The 17,174-nt window shown below is 68.7% G+C and carries 16 protein-coding genes; 7 read left to right on the plus strand and 9 right to left on the minus strand.

All coding sequences use genetic code 11. The features are described 5' to 3' along the window. Window positions 1-180: 180 nt before the first annotated feature. The 5 genes from AC2ITM_RS15190 to AC2ITM_RS15210 all read right to left on the minus strand — a co-directional run bounded on the left by AC2ITM_RS15190 (window position 181) and on the right by AC2ITM_RS15210 (window position 4,646). Window positions 181-810, minus strand: a complete 630-nt coding sequence (locus AC2ITM_RS15190; protein ID WP_486467468.1) for a nitroreductase family protein — start codon at window positions 808-810, stop codon at window positions 181-183. Window positions 811-1,015: 205 nt separating this feature from the next. Further along, a complete protein-coding gene (locus tag AC2ITM_RS15195) occupies window positions 1,016-1,624 on the minus strand; it encodes a (d)CMP kinase (RefSeq protein ID WP_486467469.1) in 609 nt (202 codons plus the stop codon). A gap of 81 nt (window positions 1,625-1,705) precedes the next feature. Further along, a complete protein-coding gene (gene aroA / locus AC2ITM_RS15200) occupies window positions 1,706-3,052 on the minus strand; it encodes a 3-phosphoshikimate 1-carboxyvinyltransferase (RefSeq protein WP_486467470.1) in 1,347 nt (448 codons plus the stop codon). Between the two features lie 141 nt (window positions 3,053-3,193). Then, on the minus strand, window positions 3,194-3,859 hold the full coding sequence (locus AC2ITM_RS15205; protein WP_486467471.1) for an SDR family NAD(P)-dependent oxidoreductase: 666 nt from the start codon (window positions 3,857-3,859) through the stop codon (window positions 3,194-3,196). Window positions 3,860-3,902: 43 nt separating this feature from the next. Continuing rightward, entirely contained in the window at window positions 3,903-4,646 is a 744-nt protein-coding gene (locus tag AC2ITM_RS15210) for a sulfite exporter TauE/SafE family protein (RefSeq protein WP_486467472.1), read from the minus strand. A 461-nt stretch (window positions 4,647-5,107) separates the two neighbouring features. On the opposite strand from AC2ITM_RS15210, the gene AC2ITM_RS15215 reads away from it, so the two are divergent. Continuing rightward, on the plus strand, window positions 5,108-6,688 hold the full coding sequence (locus tag AC2ITM_RS15215) for a 2-isopropylmalate synthase (protein ID WP_486467473.1): 1,581 nt from the start codon (window positions 5,108-5,110) through the stop codon (window positions 6,686-6,688). Window positions 6,689-6,754: 66 nt separating this feature from the next. Here AC2ITM_RS15215 and AC2ITM_RS15220 read toward each other — a convergent pair whose 3' ends face one another. Then, a complete protein-coding gene (locus AC2ITM_RS15220; protein WP_486467474.1) occupies window positions 6,755-8,068 on the minus strand; it encodes a carboxylesterase/lipase family protein in 1,314 nt (437 codons plus the stop codon). Window positions 8,069-8,138: 70 nt separating this feature from the next. Next, the gene (locus AC2ITM_RS15225) at window positions 8,139-9,074 is read right to left on the minus strand and encodes a DUF808 domain-containing protein (RefSeq protein ID WP_486467475.1); all 936 of its coding nucleotides are present in this window, start codon (window positions 9,072-9,074) and stop codon (window positions 8,139-8,141) included. 235 nt (window positions 9,075-9,309) lie between these two features. Between AC2ITM_RS15225 and AC2ITM_RS15230 the strand changes: the two genes are divergently transcribed. After that, a complete protein-coding gene (locus AC2ITM_RS15230) occupies window positions 9,310-9,711 on the plus strand; it encodes an acyl-CoA thioesterase (RefSeq protein WP_486467476.1) in 402 nt (133 codons plus the stop codon). 106 nt (window positions 9,712-9,817) lie between these two features. On the opposite strand, the gene AC2ITM_RS15235 is transcribed toward AC2ITM_RS15230, so the two are convergent. Further along, window positions 9,818-10,363 carry a sugar O-acetyltransferase gene (locus AC2ITM_RS15235; protein ID WP_486467477.1) on the minus strand — a complete coding sequence of 182 codons (546 nt, stop codon included), beginning with the start codon at window positions 10,361-10,363 and terminating at the stop codon, window positions 9,818-9,820. Between the two features lie 139 nt (window positions 10,364-10,502). Further along, window positions 10,503-11,279, minus strand: coding sequence for a 23S rRNA (adenine(2030)-N(6))-methyltransferase RlmJ (locus AC2ITM_RS15240; RefSeq protein WP_486467478.1), 777 nt, complete (start codon window positions 11,277-11,279; stop codon window positions 10,503-10,505). Between the two features lie 193 nt (window positions 11,280-11,472). Here AC2ITM_RS15240 and AC2ITM_RS15245 point away from each other — a divergent pair, with 193 nt between their 5' ends. The 5 genes from AC2ITM_RS15245 (at window position 11,473) to rodA (ending at window position 17,165) form a co-directional block, all read left to right on the plus strand. Then, window positions 11,473-12,519: a rod shape-determining protein gene (locus AC2ITM_RS15245; protein ID WP_486467479.1), complete on the plus strand. Its 1,047-nt coding sequence runs from the start codon at window positions 11,473-11,475 to the stop codon at window positions 12,517-12,519. Window positions 12,520-12,624: 105 nt separating this feature from the next. After that, the gene (mreC, locus tag AC2ITM_RS15250) at window positions 12,625-13,548 is read left to right on the plus strand and encodes a rod shape-determining protein MreC (protein ID WP_486467480.1); all 924 of its coding nucleotides are present in this window, start codon (window positions 12,625-12,627) and stop codon (window positions 13,546-13,548) included. Beyond that, complete coding sequence (locus tag AC2ITM_RS15255; RefSeq protein ID WP_486467481.1) at window positions 13,541-14,089, plus strand: rod shape-determining protein MreD; 549 nt, start codon at window positions 13,541-13,543, stop codon at window positions 14,087-14,089. Before mreC ends, AC2ITM_RS15255 begins: the two co-directional genes overlap by 8 nt. Then, a complete protein-coding gene (mrdA, locus tag AC2ITM_RS15260; protein ID WP_486467482.1) occupies window positions 14,086-16,029 on the plus strand; it encodes a penicillin-binding protein 2 in 1,944 nt (647 codons plus the stop codon). Before AC2ITM_RS15255 ends, mrdA begins: the two co-directional genes overlap by 4 nt. Beyond that, window positions 16,026-17,165, plus strand: coding sequence for a rod shape-determining protein RodA (rodA, locus tag AC2ITM_RS15265; protein WP_486467483.1), 1,140 nt, complete (start codon window positions 16,026-16,028; stop codon window positions 17,163-17,165). The genes mrdA and rodA overlap by 4 nt, the downstream gene beginning before the upstream one ends. Window positions 17,166-17,174: the final 9 nt, after the last annotated feature.

Raw genomic sequence — 17,174 nt, forward strand, 5'->3', positions numbered from 1 at the left:
TCATCTGAGCAGCCACAAAACAAAGAGGGCCGAAAAGGAATCCGATCCCGTTCGTCCCTGCATCGCGGCTTTTGCGCCTTGTCGACGCGGGCTCTTTAGCGGCGCGGAGCCTGCAAATCAAGGAGAAAGGGCGGATCCGGTGGCCCGGACCCGCCCTGCATATGCCCCGGGGGCGCCGGGTCAGCCGATTTCGGTGACGAATTCCGACATCGGTTTGCGGACCTTGGGCATCGGGTGCAGCCAGTCGCCTTCCGCGTCGCGGGTGCCCAGCGGCAGCATCACGACGCTGCGCAGGCCCTTGGCGCGCAGGTCCAGGATCTCGTCCACGGCGGCGGGATCGAAGCCGCCCATGGGGGTGCTGTCGACCTCAAGTTCGGCGGCCGCGGCCAGCGCGAAGCCCAGGCCGATGAACGCCTGGTTGGCGGCATGGGCAAAGTTCACCGCCGGATCGCGGCCCAGCAGGCGCTCTTTCAGGCGGTCGTAATAGGCGGTGATGCCCTCGCTCTTGCCGCGGGCGGCCTCGATATCGGCCACGGTGTCGTCCAGCCGTTCCAGGGTGAAATCGTCCCAGGCGGCGAAGACCAGCAGATGCGAGCAGTCGGTGACCTGCGGCTGGTCCATCGACACGGTGCGCAGGCGGGCGCGCAGCGCGGGGTCGCGGATCAGGAAGACGCGGTAGGCCTGCACCCCGCTGGAGGTCGGCGCCATGCGGATCGCCTCGAGGATCCGGGCCACCTTCTCCTCCGAGACCGGGCGCGAGGGGTCCATCTTCTTGGTGGCGTAGCGCCAGTTCAGTCGGTCGAGAAACATCGGGAGGGTCCTTTCGGGCAGTTTTCCGCAATATGGCGAGCCGCCCTGCGGCATCAAGTCACCCGCGGCCGGGACAATCCGCGCCACCCAGGATGAAACATGATGTAAGGCAATGGGTTAAGCCAGAAAAACCCGCAGACGTGCATTCCGGAAGACCCGGTTGCGCGCCGGTGCGCGGGGCCGGATGCCCGGCCCGCAGGCAGGTTCAGCCGCGCCGCGCCTCGATCACCGATTTCGCCGCCGCGACAGCCGCCTCGATCGACATGGTGCTGGTATCGAGCAGCACCGCGTCCTCGGCGGGTTTCATCGGCGCGGTGGCGCGCGCGGCGTCGCGGGCATCGCGTTCGCGCAGGTCCGCCAGCACGCCTTCCAGCGTCACCGCATGGCCCTGGCCCTGCATCTCGGCGTAGCGGCGTTCGGCGCGCACCTCGTCCGAGGCGGTGACATACAGCTTCACCTCGGCCTCAGGGCAGATCACCGTGCCGATGTCGCGCCCGTCCAGCACCGCGCCGCCCTGGCGGCGGGCGAAGGCGCGCTGGAAATCGACCAGCGCCGCGCGGACCTCGGGGATGGCGGCCACCTGAGAGGCCGCGCGCGCCACATCGGGGCTGCGCAGGTCGGGGCGGTCCAGATCCGCAGGTGTCAGGCTGCGGGCGGCCTCCTCGGCCGAGAGCCCTTCCAGCAGGCGCGCCCCGGTGGCGCGGTAGAGCAGCCCGGTGTCCAGATGCGCGAGGCCAAAGGCCTCGGCCACGGCCCGGCTGATCGTGCCCTTGCCGGCCGCTGCCGGCCCGTCGATCGCAACGGTCAAACGCATTTCCATCCCCACAAAGTCACACTCGTCATCGAAAACCAACGGCGCGCACAGTCGCATTCTTCGGCCCCGAAGTCGAGCCGGTCAGCCCCGGGCCAGCGAGGCGCCCAGATCCGTCATCAGCGCGGCAAAGCCCGGGAAAGAGGTCTCGATCGGGGCGGCATCATCCAGCACCACCGCCTGCCGCGCCCCCAGGCCCAGGCACAGGAAGGACATCGCCACCCGGTGATCCATCCGCGCCGCGATCCGCGCCCCGCCTTCGACACCGCCCGGGCCCTGACCCGCGACGCGCCACCAGTCCGCGCCGGTCTCGACCGTGACGCCGCAGGCGCGCAGGCCCTCGGCCATGGTGTCGATCCGGTCGCTTTCCTTGAAGCGCAGCTCTCGCACGCCGGACATGGTGGTGGGGCCTTCGGCGAAGGCCGCGACGACCGACAGGATCGGGTATTCGTCGATCATCGCCGGCGCGCGTTCGGGCGGCACGTCGATGCCGATCAGGCCGGGGGAATGGCGGACGCGCAGATCGGCCACCGGTTCGCCGCCCTCGTCGCGCAGGTTTTCATAGCTCAGGTCCGCGCCCATCTCGCGCAGCGTGTCGAACAGGCCGGCGCGGCTGGGGTTCAGGCTGATGCCCGGCACCCGCAGGTCCGAGCCCGGCACGATCAGCGCGGCGGCCACCGGGAAGGCGGCCGAAGAGGGATCGCGCGGCACGGCCAGGGTCTGCGGCTGCAGTTCCGGCTGGCCCTTCAGGGTGATGACTCGCCCCTCGGGCAGGTCCTGGACATCAAGGCGGGCACCGAAGGCAGCCAGCAGGCGTTCGGAATGGTCGCGCGTCGGCTCCGGTTCGATGACGACGGTTTCGCCGGGGGTGTTGAGCCCCGCCAGCAGCACCGCCCCCTTCACCTGCGCCGAGGCGACGGGCGAGGTGTAGCGCACCGGCACCGGCGCGCGCGCACCGGTCAGCGTCAGCGGCAGCCGCCCGCCCGAGCGCCCCATGGCCCGGGCGCCGAACAGTGCCAGCGGCGCCAGGATGCGCTCCATCGGGCGGCGGCAGAGGCTGGTGTCGCCGGTGAAGGTCGCGGTGATCGGCGAGGTCGCCACGGCGCCCATGATCAGCCGCACGCCGGTGCCGGAATTGCCGCAGTCGATGACGCGGTCGGGTTCGGCAAAGCCGCCGGTGCCCAGGCCGTGGATGTGCCATTCGCCGGGGCGGGGAGAGCTGAGTTCAGCCCCGAAGGCGCGCATGGCGGCGGCGGTGTCGAGGACGTCGCGGCCTTCGAGCAGGCCGGTGATGCGGGTCTCGCCCACTGTCAGGGCGCCGAGGATCAGGGCGCGGTGGCTGATCGACTTGTCGCCGGGCACGCGGGCCTCGCCGGTGAGGGGGCCCGAGGGATGGGCGGTCATCGGGACTTGGGAGCCTTGGGCGGACATCGGATCTCCTGGGCGGTGCGTCCCTGGTGGTAGCGCAAGAGGCCCGGGGGGTCACGGGGAAAAGGGGGCCGCAGGCTTGCCCCCGGGAGGGGCGCGCCTGCGGCGGGGCGCGCGTGCCGCGGCCCCCCCACCGCCCCGCGGCTACCAGGGGACGGGATCGCCGCGCCAGTCGAAGAAGCCGCCGGTCTCCTGCGGGGTGAGGCCCGCGAGGACGGAGAGGAGGTTGCGGGCGGCCTGGGGCGGGGAGACCGCCGGGTGGCGGCCGAGGTAGGCCCGCGTCAGGTCCGACTGCACGGTGCCGGGATGCAACGCCACGCAGAGGGCCTGGGGGTGGGTGCGGGCGATCTCGATCGCGGCGCCGTGGACCAGCTGGTTGAGGGCGGCCTTGGCGGCGCGGTAGCCGTACCAGCCACCCAGACGGTTGTCGCCGATCGAGCCCACCCGCGCGGAAAGCACCGCCAGGACCGCCCGGCGGTCGCGCGGCAGGAGCGGCAGCGCGTGCTTGATCACCAGCGCCGGGCCGATGGCATTGAGGGCGAACTGCGCCGCCATAGCCGGGGCCGAGAGATCCCTGAGGGTCTTTTCCGGGCCGGCGCCGTCGATTTCGAGCGCCCCGGTGGCGCACAGGATCAGATCATAGCCCGGGTCCAGCGGCGCGAGAGCAGCGCGGATCGTGGCCTCGTCCCGCAGGTCGAGGCCATCGTGGCGACGCGACAGGGCGGTGACCTGCACCCCCTGCCCTTCCAGCGCCTGCACCAGCGCCGCGCCGATCGCGCCGCTGGCACCGAGAATGAGAGCCTTCTGCATGATGCCTCCTGTCGGGGGAATACGCGGGCCCCGGCGGCGCGGATCAGGAGAGGAGCTCGGCCCCGCCCTTGAACAGCAGGGTCACCGACAGGATCAGCAGGAAGACCTGGATCACCCGCATGTAGGTGGCTTCCGACAGGCGGTGGGTCAGCCAGCGGCCGAGGTAGGTGCCCGCAATGCCGAAGAGCGCCAGCGCCGCGATCAGCCCCCAGTTCAGCCCGTCGAGCTGGCCGATGGCCGCATAGGCCGGCAGCTTGGCCAGGTTGCCGATGGCGAAGGAGATCGCGATGGTGCCGGCGAACTCCAGCTTGGGCAGGCGCTGCGGCAGCAGGTAGGCCTGCACGGGCGGCGCGCCGGAATGGGTGATGAAGCTGGCGATGCCGGTGATCGTGCCCCAGAAGAGGCCGGGGGCGACATGGGCATAGGCGACCTCGTCGGTGTTGCGGCGCAGCCAGGCGCGCACCGCGTACCAGACGCCGATCAGCCCGGTGAAGATCAGCAGCACGCTTTCCGGCGTCCAGGGGGTGATCAGCGTGGCGATCAGCACCCCGAACAGGATCGAGGGCACCAGGATCGCCACGTTGCGCTTCGAGAAATGGTGCCGGTAAAGCCAGACGCCGATCCAGTCGGTGACGATATAGACCGGCAGCAGCGTCGCCGCCGCGGTGATCGGGTTCATGAAGAGGGCCAGCATCGGCACGGCGATGGCCGCAGCCGAGGACAGCCCGCCCTTGGAGACGCCGACGATCAGCGCCGCCAGCAGCAGGAGGAAGGTCTGGTCGTGCATGGGATCCTTTCCCGGGGCGAGGCGCGGCCTGCGGGGCCCGCGCCGATGTCGGCACCAGACTGTGCGGCTTTGCCGCGGCCGTCCAGCCCGCGCGCCTCAAGCCCGCCGTTGCTGCTGCGGCGCGCCCGCGCCGGGCAGGCCCGGCACGGGGCCTCCGGCGGGAGTATTTGGGGCCAGATGAAAGAACCTGCGGGCCGGGCCGGGCGCCGCGGGAAACCGGACCGGGGCCGCCAGTTTGCACCTGCGGCGTAATTTCCACCTTCCCTTCCGCGGGATCCTTGGGTAAGGACGTCGCCATGACGATCCAGGCACATATCCCCAATGCACCGCGCCCCCAAGGCGCGTTTCGTGCTGGCCTGCTTCTCCTAATCCGCCTCTGAGCGTGCCGTTTCGGCGCGACTCGCTCAGAGGACATGCCGTTTCGCGCCAAGGCATTCAGGAGAACGAAAGAGAGAAATCCCATGACCAATACCATCGTCCCCGCCGATTCCGGCCGCGTCCTCATCTTTGACACCACGCTTCGTGACGGCGAACAGTCGCCCGGTGCGACCATGACCCATGAAGAGAAGCTCGAGATTGCCGAGCTTCTGGACGAGATGGGTGTCGACATCATCGAAGCCGGCTTCCCGATCGCCTCGGAAGGCGATTTCGCCGCCGTGTCCGAGATCTCGAAGCGTTCGAAGAACGCGGTGATCTGCGGCCTGAGCCGCGCCAATTTCAAGGATATCGACCGCTGCTGGGAGGCCGTGAAACACGCAGCCCAGCCGCGCATCCACACCTTCATCGGCACCTCGCCGCTGCACCGCGCCATCCCGAACCTGACCATGGACGAGATGGCCGAGCGCATCCACGACACCGTGACCCATGCGCGCAACCTTTGCGACAACGTGCAGTGGTCGCCGATGGATGCCACCCGGACCGAGCATGACTACCTGTGCCGCGTCGTCGAGATCGCCATCAAGGCCGGCGCCACCACGATCAACATTCCCGACACCGTGGGCTATACTGCGCCGATCGAAAGCGCCGCGCTGATCCGCATGCTGCTGGAGCGCGTGCCGGGCGCCGACGGGATCATCTTTGCCACCCACTGCCACAACGACCTTGGCATGGCGACGGCGAACAGCCTGGCGGCCGTCGAGGCGGGCGCCCGCCAGATCGAATGCACGATCAACGGCCTGGGCGAACGCGCCGGCAACACCGCGCTGGAAGAGGTGGTGATGGCGCTGAAGGTGCGCCACGACATCATGCCCTTCACCACCGGGGTCGATTCGCGCAGGCTGATGAACATCTCGCGCCGCGTGGCGGCCGTGTCGGGCTTCCCGGTGCAGTTCAACAAGGCCATCGTCGGCAAGAACGCCTTCGCGCATGAAAGCGGCATCCACCAGGACGGCATGCTGAAGAATGCCGAAACCTTCGAGATCATGCGCCCCGAGGACGTCGGCCTGGCCGCGACGAACCTTGTGATGGGCAAGCACTCGGGCCGGGCGGCGCTGCGCGACAAGCTCAAGCAGCTGGGCGTCGAGGTTGGTGACAACCAGCTCAAGGACATCTTCGTGCGGTTCAAGGACCTCGCCGACCGCAAGAAGGAAGTCTACGACGACGACATCCTGGCGCTTGTTCGGGTGTCCGAAGACGCGACGCCGGATTATCTGGTGCTGAAGGACCTGCGCGTCGTCTGCGGCACCGGTGGCCAGTCGGCCGACATGGTGATGACCGTGGATGGTGTCGAGAAATCCGCCTCGACCACCGGCGACGGTCCGGTCGATGCCGCCTTCAACGCCGTGAAGGAGATCTTCCCGCATGGCGCCAAGCTGGAGCTGTACCAGGTCTCGGCCGTCACCAAGGGCACCGATGCCCAGGCGACCGTTTCGGTCCGCCTGAACGAGGACGGCCGCATCGTCACCGGCTCCAACGCCGACACCGATACCGTGGTGGCCAGCGTCAAGGCCTACATCCATGCGCTGAACCGCCTGATCGTGCGGCGCGGCAAGATGGGCGCAGGCGCCGATGCGCGCGAGATCAGCTACAAGGACGTCGGCTGAACGTCGCCCCTTCGCAGGGACCACAGGGCCCGGAGCATCGCTCCGGGCCTTTTTCATGATGCGGGCTCAGGCGGGGGGATGCGGGGCCAGGCCGCCCTCGGCATCGAACAGCATCCCCGCATCACCCGGCGCATGTCGCGGCCAGGGCGGGCCGCCGGGCTGGCCGGTCTTGACGAAGCCCACCAGCGCGGCCTGGGCCGTGCGGCTGGCGCGGCGGTCCTCTTCGGTGACGCGATCCGCGCCCAGGCGGGCGGCAAGGGTGCCGAAGAAATAGGGGATCTCGGTCGCATGGGCGGCGCCCAGCGTGTCGGGACGGCGCTCGGCCACGGCGACATAATCGAATTCGTAGAAATAAGTGGGCACGCCGGCCTGCGCCAGCATCGCCGCCAGATCGCGCGCGCCCGTCGCCATAAAGCCCTGCGGGCCGCCCAGATCGTCGCTGGTGAAGCCGATCATCACCGGCACCGGCGCGACATCCCCCTGCGCATAGGCCTGCCGAATCGCCGGGAACTGCCGGCCGTCGGCGACCGGGGTGCAAAAGTCGGGCTCGGCCCGCAGATCGGGCAGATGGGTCATGTTCAGCCCGTCGCAGAGCGCCTCGGCCGGCAGCGCCCGCAGCGCCTCGGCGGTGTCGGGCAGGCCGCGGCGGGCGGTAAAGCGCAGGCTGGCGGCATGCGCGGCGTCGCGCGTCATCCACAGGTCATGGCCATCGGTGCCCGACTGGATCACCGCGCCCCGCAGCAGATCCCGCACAGCAGGCGAGGTCAGCGCCACATGCACCGACAGCCCGCCCGCGCTTTCCCCCACCACCGTCACCTGCCCCGGGTCGCCACCGAAGGCCGCGATGTGATCACGCACCCATTCCAGCGCCGCCCGCTGGTCCAGAAAGCCAAAGTTGCCCGTCGCCTCGGCCTCCGATACGCCCGCCGCCAGCGCCGGGTGATGGAAGAAGCCAAAGCGCCCGACCCGGTAGTTGAAGCTGACCACCACCAGCCCCTCGCGCGCCAGCGCCGCGCCGTCATAGACCGCCGGAGAGGCCCCGCCGTTGACCAGCCCGCCGCCGTAGATCCAGACCATCACCGGCAGGTCCGCGCCCGCGCCCGTGCCCTCGGGGCGCCAGACGTTCAGGTACAGGCAGTCCTCGGCGGGCGGGGTGCCCAGCGGAGCCGCATCGCCGGGGAAAGGGTGCTGCATCGGATCGGGGCCATGCGCCTGCGCCAGGCGCAGGCCGTCCCAGGGCGCCACCGGCTGCGGTGCCCGCCAGCGCAGCGCACCGACAGGGGGCGCGGCATAGGGAATGCCCAGGAACTGCTCGGCGCCGTCCCGCGCCAGCCCCAGCAGGGCACCGCAGGTCAGGTGGACATGGGGGGCATCGGTCATCGGGCGGTCCTTTTCGGGAAATCCGCCGCAGGCTAACCGCCCTGCCCCGCCCCACGCCAGAGGCCGGCGGTCACTTTCTCCGCACCAGCCCCAGAAGCGCCACGATCACCGCGCCAAGCGCCAGCCCGACGATGCCGTCACAGGCGGCCGTGACGATCCAGTCGACCGCGCCCGCCGCCACCGGCACAGCCCCAGAGGCCGCTTCGGCCAGGTGATGGATCGTCTCGTAGGGCAGGCCCCAGCCCAGATCATGCAGACCATGCACGATGATCGAGCCCCCGACCCAGATCATCGCGGCCGTCCCCACCACCACCAGCAGCGCCAGGAACCGCGGCATGCCGCGCACGATCGCCCGGCCCAGGGCCCGCGTCGCCGCCAGCCGCCCGCGCTGCGCCATCGCCAGCCCCAGATCATCGGCCTTCACGATGATCCCCACCGCGCCATAGACCGCGATGGTGATCAGGATCCCGGCAATGGCCAGCGCCCCGGCCTCCTTCCAGACACCCAGCGTCTCGGGCAGGGCCGACAGGGTGATCGTCATGATCTCGGCCGACAGGATGAAATCGGTCTTGATGGCCCCCTTGACCTTCTCGGCCTCCAGCCCCGCGCCCGCAGCCTTCTCCTCCTCTAGGGCAGGGCCGTCATGCGGCCCGGGCCGCAGCACGTGCCAGACCTTCTCGGCGCCCTCAAAGCTCAGGTAGGCGCCGCCCAGCATCAACAGCGGAGAGATCGCCCAGGGCGCGAAATTCGCCAGCAGCAGCGCCAGCGGCAGCAGGATCACCAGCTTGTTGACCAGCGAGCCCCCGGCGATCTTCGCCACGATCGGCAGTTCCCGGTCGGCCGCGAAGCCCTGCACGTATTTCGGGCTGACCGCGGCATCGTCGATCAGCGCCCCCGCCGCCTTCCCCGAGGCCTTCACCGCCTGCCCCATCACGTCATCGACCGAGGCCGCCGCCACCTTGGCGATCGCCGCCACGTCATCGAGAAGTGCCAGAAGTCCGCTCATGCCTGCCCTTTCCTGCCGCGCATCCGCGCGGGCCCTGTCGAAACACCCCGATAAAACATCCCGGCCGCAGGGTGGTTCCCCCGCAGGCCAAGGCGGCAAGACCTGCGAAAACCGCTCCGTTTCACGGCCTTGCCCGTCGCCAGACGCATATCACACTTGCACGTACCGGCCTTGCCGCGACCCGGTGTCGCGCTCTATCTGGTCCGCAACGGGGGGAACGACAAGGAGAAAGACCATGGACACGAATACCCCCGAGGGGATGGAACTGACCCTGCGCACCTTCGCCATGCCGGCCGACACCAATGCCGCGGGCGACATCTTCGGTGGCTGGGTGATGTCGCAAATGGACCTCGCCGCCGCCGTGCGCGCGAACGAACGCTGCAACGGCCGCACCGTGACGGTGGCCGCCGACCAGATCGTCTTCCGCAAACCGGTCAAGGTGGGCGACACGCTCTGCGTCTACACCGCCGTCGACAGCGTCGGCCGCACCTCGATGACCATCCGGATCGAGGTCTGGGCCCGCCGCGGCCAGACCGGTCTGCGCGAACATGTCACGGAAGCCAAGTTCAAGATGGTCGCCGTCGACGAAGAAGGCCGTCCGCGCGCCGTCGACACCCCCCTGACCCGCGCCGCCTGAGCCCCCGAAGACCCACAGGTTCTTTCATCTGACCGGAAATACTCCCGCCGGAGGCTGGCGCGGCCCGCAAGGGACGCGCCATTTTCGCATCGCGACGGCCGCCGCCTCAGGTCATGACCCGGGCCGGAACGCCGGCCACCTTGGCACCGGGCGCCACGTCGCGCGTCACCACGGCCCCCGCCCCCACGATGGCCCCGCTGCCGATGGTCACACCCCCCAGCACCGTGGCGCCGCCGCCGATCCAGACGTCCTCGCCGATGGTGATCGGGCGGGCGATCTCCTGGCCGGCGGCGCGCAGGACCGGATCGTGGTGATGCTCCGGGCACAGCAGCCGCACCTGCGGCCCCAGCATGCTGCGCGCACCGATCCGCACCGGGGCGCTGTCCAGTACCACGCAGCCCGCGTTCAGGTAGACCCCGGCGCCAAGGTGCAGGTTGATCGCATAGGCACAGCTGAACGGCGCCTCCAGATAGGCGCGCGGCCCGAAACCGCCCAGCAGCTCCCGCAGCGCCGGAGCCGCCCCGCCGCGCAGGTCGGGATGCATCTGGTTGTGCTCCCAAACGGCACGGCGCGCCACGTCGCGCAGCCCGTCGACCTCGGGGTCGAAGGTGTTGAACCACGCCCCCGCGCGCATCTTTGCCAGTTCGCTCATCGCCCGTCTTCGCTCATTTCAGGGCCGAGCCTCGCCGGACCGACGGGCCCTTGCCCCGTTCCCTCATCGCCGGCCACCCCGTCCTGGCGCCCATTGCCCAGGACCCGGCCCAAGACCCGTTCGATCATGACCCGTTCGATCATGACCCGGCGAACAGGGCCGCAAGCCGCGCAGCCTCGTCCTCGGTGCCGAAGGGGGCGTTCACCACGAACATGCCGCTGCCCACCATGCCATGGCCCGCGCGCACCGGCGCAAAGGCCACCTCGCTGCGCAAGACCTTGGGCAGGGTCAGCCCCTCCAGCGCGCGCAGCATCCCCTGGTGCCGGCCATCCTTCAGGATCGGATACCAGATCGCCACCACCCCGACATTCCACTTGCGCACCAGCTTCTTCACGAAGGCGGGCACGGCATCGTATTCGCTTTTGACCTCGTAGCTGGGATCGATCAGCAGCAGGCCGCGCCGCGGCTCGGGCGGGCAAAGCGACAGCGCCATCTCGTAGCCATCCTGGCGGTGCACCTTCGCGCGGCTGCCCATGGTGCGGGTCAGCGCCGCGTGTTCCTGGGGGTGCAGCTCGGCCAGGGTCATCGGATCGCCCGGGCGCAGCAGCTCGGCCGCCAGCAGGGGCGATCCCGGATAGGCGCGGGCCCCGTGTTTCGCCCGCACCCGCGCCAGCGCCTGGATATAGGGGTGGTCGGCGGGGAAATCGCCGTCGCGCGCCTCGATTCCCGCAGCCGCCTCGCCGGTCTTCAGCGCCTCGGCACTGGAGAGGTCATATAGCCCCCGCCCCGAATGGGTTTCCATGTAGGACAGGGCCTTGGGCTTTTCGGTCATCCGCAGCAGCATCGCCGCCAGCAGCGCATGCTTGTGCAGATCGGCCGGATTCCCGGCATGGTATATGTGTTGGTACGACAGCATGCCTTCTCCGATACGCCCTGCCCGAGTTCCGCGCAATCTCTCGTGATCCTACGGGAGGCAAGGCAAAATGGTGCCTATTCCGCCACGGCCTCCCCTTTTCCTGTGAGGGCGCCTTGCCTATAAGGGCCCTCGCACCGGAGCGCGTGAATCGTGCTGCGGCATTGGGGCACGGAACATCGGGACGCACGACAACATGGCAATTTTCGACAGACTGCCGGGGATCTTCTCCTCCGACATGGCAATCGACCTAGGGACCGCGAACACGCTCGTCTACGTGAAGGGGCGCGGCGTGATCCTGAACGAGCCGTCTGTCGTCGCCTATCACGTCAAGGATGGCGTCAAGAAGGTGCTGGCCGTCGGCGAAGACGCCAAGCTGATGCTGGGCCGGACCCCCGGCTCGATCGAGGCCATCCGCCCGATGCGCGAAGGCGTGATCGCCGATTTCGACGTCGCCGAAGAGATGATCAAGCATTTCATCCGCAAGGTGCACAAGCGCTCGACCTTCTCCAAGCCCAAGATCATCGTCTGCGTGCCCCATGGTGCCACCCCGGTGGAAAAACGTGCCATCCGCCAGTCCGTCCTGTCGGCGGGCGCCCGTCGTGCGGGCCTGATCGCGGAACCCATCGCCGCAGCCATCGGTGCCGGCATGCCGATCACCGACCCGACCGGCAACATGGTCGTCGACATCGGCGGCGGCACCACCGAGGTCGCCGTGCTGTCGCTGGGCGACATCGTCTATGCCCGTTCGGTCCGCGTCGGCGGTGACCGCATGGACGAGGCGATCATTTCCTACCTGCGCCGTCAGCAGAACCTGCTGGTGGGCGAGGCAACGGCCGAACGCATCAAGACCTCGATCGGCACGGCGCGGATGCCCGATGACGGCCGTGGCGCCTCGATGCACATCCGTGGCCGCGACCTGCTGAACGGCATCCCGAAAGAGATCGAGATCACCCAGGCGCAGATCGCCGAAGCCCTGGCCGAGCCGGTGCAGCAGATCTGCGAAGCGGTGATGACCGCGCTGGAAGCCACCCCCCCGGATCTGGCCGCCGACATCGTCGACCGCGGCGTCATGCTGACCGGCGGCGGCGCGCTGCTGGGCGATCTGGACCTGGCGCTGCGCGAACAGACCGGCCTGGGCGTCTCGATCGCCGAGGAAAGCCTGAACTGCGTGGCCCTGGGCACCGGCAAGGCGCTGGAATACGAAAAGCAGCTGCGTCACGCGATTGACTACGACAGCTAAGGCCCTCACCCTGTCTGGTGAGGTCCCCTCCGCCCTCGGATAACGGGGGCGGAGATTGCTTTTCTGCCCCCCGGCTGGCGGAAATTCCGGAAGGACTCTAGGCACATGGCCCGCGACAGACACCAGGACGAGGACTATATCACCCCGCTCCGGCGGCTGCTGGCGCTTGTGCTGGTGGTGGTGCTGGGCACGATCTTCCTGGTCTGGCGGGTCGACAGCCCGCGGGTCGAACGCTTTCGCAACCAGGTGATCGACCGGGTGCTGCCGTCCTTCGACTGGGTGATGGTGCCGGTCACCGGCGCGGTGAACCTGCTGCGCGATTTCGAAAGCTACCAGCGGCTGTCGGACCAGAACCAGGAACTGCGCCGCGAACTGCAGCAGATGAAGGCCTGGAAAGAGGCCGCGCTGCAGCTGGAACAGGAAAACGCCCGCCTGCTGGAGCTGAACAACGTCAAGCTGGACCCCCGCCTGACCTACGTCACCGGAATGGTGATGGCCGACAGCGGATCGCCCTATCGCGAAAGTGTGCTGCTGAACATCGGCACCCGCGACGGCATCGTCGATGGCTGGGCCGCGATGGATGGCGTGGGGCTGGTGGGGCGCATTTCCGGCGTCGGCCAGAACATCAGCCGGGTGCTGCTGCTGACCGACGTGTCGTCGCGGCTGCCGGTGACCATCCAGCCTTCGGGCCAGGGGGCGATGGTGATGGGCGACAATACCTCGGCCCCGGCACTCGATTTCATCGAGAACCCCGATACCGTGCGCCCGGGCGACCGGGTCGTGACATCGGGCGATGGCGGGGTGTTCCCGGCGGGCCTGCTGGTGGGCCAGGTGGCGCAGGACAAGTCCGGCCGCCTCAGGGTGCGGCTGGCCGCCGATTACGAGCGCCTGGAATACCTGCGCGTGCTGCGCCAGAAAACCGGCGAGAAACTGGGACCGGAAAGCGACCTGGTGGGCCCGCTGCTGCCCGCCGTGCCGGCCCCTGCCCCCGCGCCCGCGCCCGCCCCCAAGGCCAAGACCAATGGCTGATGCAATCCGGGCCTCGTTCGCCCGCATCTGGGGGCTGAGGCTGGTCTACGTGGCGCTCTGCCTTGCCATCATCCTGTTCGCCCTGCTGCCGCTGCAGACCCAACCGCGCCTGTGGGTGGGCCCGAACCTGATGCTGGCGCTGACCTTCACCTGGGCGCTGCGCCGCCCCGAGCTGGTGCCCATTCCGCTGGTCGCCGCGATGTTCCTGCTGTCGGACTTCCTGCAGATGCGCCCGCCGGGGCTGCTGGCGGCGCTCGCGGTCATTGCCACCGCCCGCCTGCAGGGCCGCGCCCGGGCGATGCGCGAACGCTCGATGTTCCGGGAATGGCTGTCGGCGGGGATCGCGGTGCTGATCGTGCTGATCGGCTACCGCCTGGCCCTTGGCCTGTTCTTCCTGGACCGGCCGCAACTTGTCGTGACGCTGAGCCAGGCGGTGATGACCATCGTCTTCCTGCCGGTTATGGTCGCGTTTTCCTCCCTCTTCTTCGGCATCCGAAGGGCGGCCGTGGGCGAGGTGGACAGTCTCGGACACCGCCTATGAAACAGACCCCCAAGGACAGCCAGAATTCCTCGCGCAAGATCTCGCGGCGGGCCCTTCTGCTGGGCACCGCCCAGTTGGGATTCATGGGCGTGCTGGTGGGCAGGATGCATTACCTGCAGGTCGACCAGGCCGACCAGTTCCGCATGCTGGCCGAGGAAAACCGCATTTCCGTCCGCCTGATCCCCCCCACCCGTGGCGAGATCTTTGACCGCAACGGCATCAAGATCGCCAAGAACGAACCGGCCTACCGCATCACCATGGTGCGCGAGGATGCCGGCGACATCGACGCGGTGCTGGACAAGCTGGCGCAGCTGATCCCCATCGACCCCTCCGAGATCGAGCGCGCCAAGACCGAGATGAAGCGCTCGGCCCCCTTCCTGCCGGTGACGGTGGCCGAACGGGTCAGCTGGGAAGACATCTCGAAGGTGGCGGTCAACACGCCCTCGCTGCCCGGCATCACCCCCGAGGTCGGGCTGAGCCGCGCCTATCCGCTGGACAAGGATTTCGCCCATACCGTGGGCTATGTCGGCCCGGTGTCGGATTACGACCTGTCGAAGATCGAGGACCCGGACCCCGTCCTGATGATCCCGCGCTTCCAGATCGGCAAGATCGGCATCGAGAACAAGATGGAGGACCAGCTGCGCGGCACCGCCGGGTCCCGCCGGGTCGAGGTGAACGCGGTCGGCCGCGTCATGCGCGAACTCAGCCGCCAGCCCGGCAATCCCGGCGCCAACCTGCAGCTGACCCTCGACGTGATGCTGCAGAACTACGTGCAGAACCGGCTGGCGGGCGAAAGCGCGGCGGCGGTGGTCATCGACACCACCAACGGCGACATCCTGGCCTGTGTCTCGGCGCCCAGTTTCGACCCGAACCTTTTCGTGCGCGGGATTTCCTCAAGCGATTACAATGCGCTGATGAAGAACGACCACCGGCCGCTGGCGGATAAATCGGTGCAGGGCCTTTATCCGCCCGGCTCGACCTTCAAGATCGTCGTGGCCCTGGCGGGGCTGGAGGCCGGCATCATCGACCCCTCGACCACCTTCTACTGCCCCGGCTATTTCGAGGTCGCCAACCGTCGCTTCCACTGCTGGAAATATTCGGGTCACGGATCGCTCGACGTGGTGGGCGGCATGCAGCATTCCTGCGACGTCTTCTTCTACGAGACCGGTTCCCGGGTGGGGATCGAACGGATCGCCGCCATGGCCGAGCGCATGGGCATCGGCGTCAAGCTGGATCTGCCGCTGTCGGCCGTCGCCACCGGCCTTGCCCCCAACAAGGACTGGAAGCGCGCGACCCAGAACAAGGACTGGCTGATCGGCGACACGATCAACGCCTCGATCGGCCAGGGCTACGTGCTGGCCTCTCCGCTGCAGCTTGCGGTGATGAGCGCGCGGATTGCGACAGGGCGCGCGGTGATGCCGCGGATCATCCGCAGCATCGACGGTGTCGAGCAGCCCTCGGGGCGGGGCGAATCCCTTGGCATTGCCGACAGCAGCCTGCGCGCCGTCCGCCAGGGCATGTTCGAAGTGGTCAACAACCGCCGCGGCACCGCCTACAGCGCCCGCATCATCGAGGACAACATGCGCCTTGCCGGCAAGACCGGCACCAGCCAGGTGCGCAACATCACGGCCGCCGAACGCGCAGCCGGGGTCACCAAGAACCAGGATCTGCCCTGGAACCGCCGCGACCACGCGCTGTTCGTCGATTTCGCGCCCTTCGATGATCCCCGGTTCGCCGTCGCCGTCATCCTCGAGCATGGCTCGGGCGGGGCGGCCTCGGCCTCGCAGATTGCCCGCGACATCACGCTTCAGGCGCTCTACAACGGCGATCCGCCGCTGGATGCCTATCCGGCCAAGGACCGCGACCAGATCCAGGAACAGCAGGAGCGCCTGCGTGCGCTGCGCCCGCAGTACAACGCCGACGCCAGGGGCCGCGCATGAGCTACCTTGAATACCGGGTCAAGACGACTCCCACCGGCTTTCGCAAGATCCTGTTCCTGAACTGGCCGCTGGCGCTGCTGCTGACGGCCGTGGCCTGCGTCGGCTTCCTGCAGCTCTACTCGGTCGCGGGGGGCAGGCTGAACCCCTGGGCGGAACCGCAGATGCAGCGCTTCGGGCTGGGCCTGTTCGTGATGTTCATCGTCGGCATGGTGCCGGTCTGGTTCTGGCGCAATGTCTCGGGGCTGGCCTATGCGGTGTCGCTGATCCTGCTGATCGCGGTCGAGATGTTCGGCAGCATCGGCATGGGGGCGCAACGCTGGATCGACATCGGCTTCATGCAGCTGCAGCCCTCCGAGCTGATGAAGATCTCGCTGGTGATGTTCCTGGCGGCCTATTACGACTGGCTGCCGCAGCGCAAGGTCAGCCATCCCTTCTGGGTGCTGATCCCGGTGCTGATCATCCTGGTGCCGACCTTCCTGGTGATCAAGCAGCCCGACCTTGGCACCGCGATCCTGCTGCTGACGGGGGGCGGCGCGGTGATGTTCCTGGCAGGCGTGCACTGGGCCTATTTCGCCACCGTCATCGGCGCCGCCGCCGGCCTGGTCTGGGCGGTCTTCGAAAGCCGCGGCACCAGCTGGCAGCTGCTGCGCGACTACCAGTTCCGCCGCATCGACACGTTCCTCGATCCCTCCAAGGACCCGCTGGGCGCAGGCTATCACATCACCCAGTCGAAGATCGCCCTCGGCTCGGGCGGCTGGACGGGGCGCGGCTACATGCAGGGCACCCAGTCGCGGCTGAACTTTCTGCCCGAAAAGCACACCGACTTCATCTTCACCTCGCTGGCCGAGGAATTCGGCTTCATCGGCGGGATCTCCCTGCTGACGCTCTATGCGCTGATCATCCTCTTCTGCATCCACTCCGCCATGAGCAACCAGAACCGCTATGCGGCGCTGCTGACGCTGGGGGTGGCGGTGACCTTCTTCCTGTTCTTCGCGGTGAACATGTCGATGGTGATGGGGCTGGCGCCGGTGGTGGGCGTGCCGCTGCCGATGGTCAGCTATGGCGGCTCGGCCATGCTGGTGCTGATGCTGGCCTTCGGCCTGGTGCAAAGCGCCCACGTCCACCGCCCGCGCTGAGCGGTTGCG

The organism is Pseudooceanicola sp. NS-SX9 (assembly GCF_057380705.1).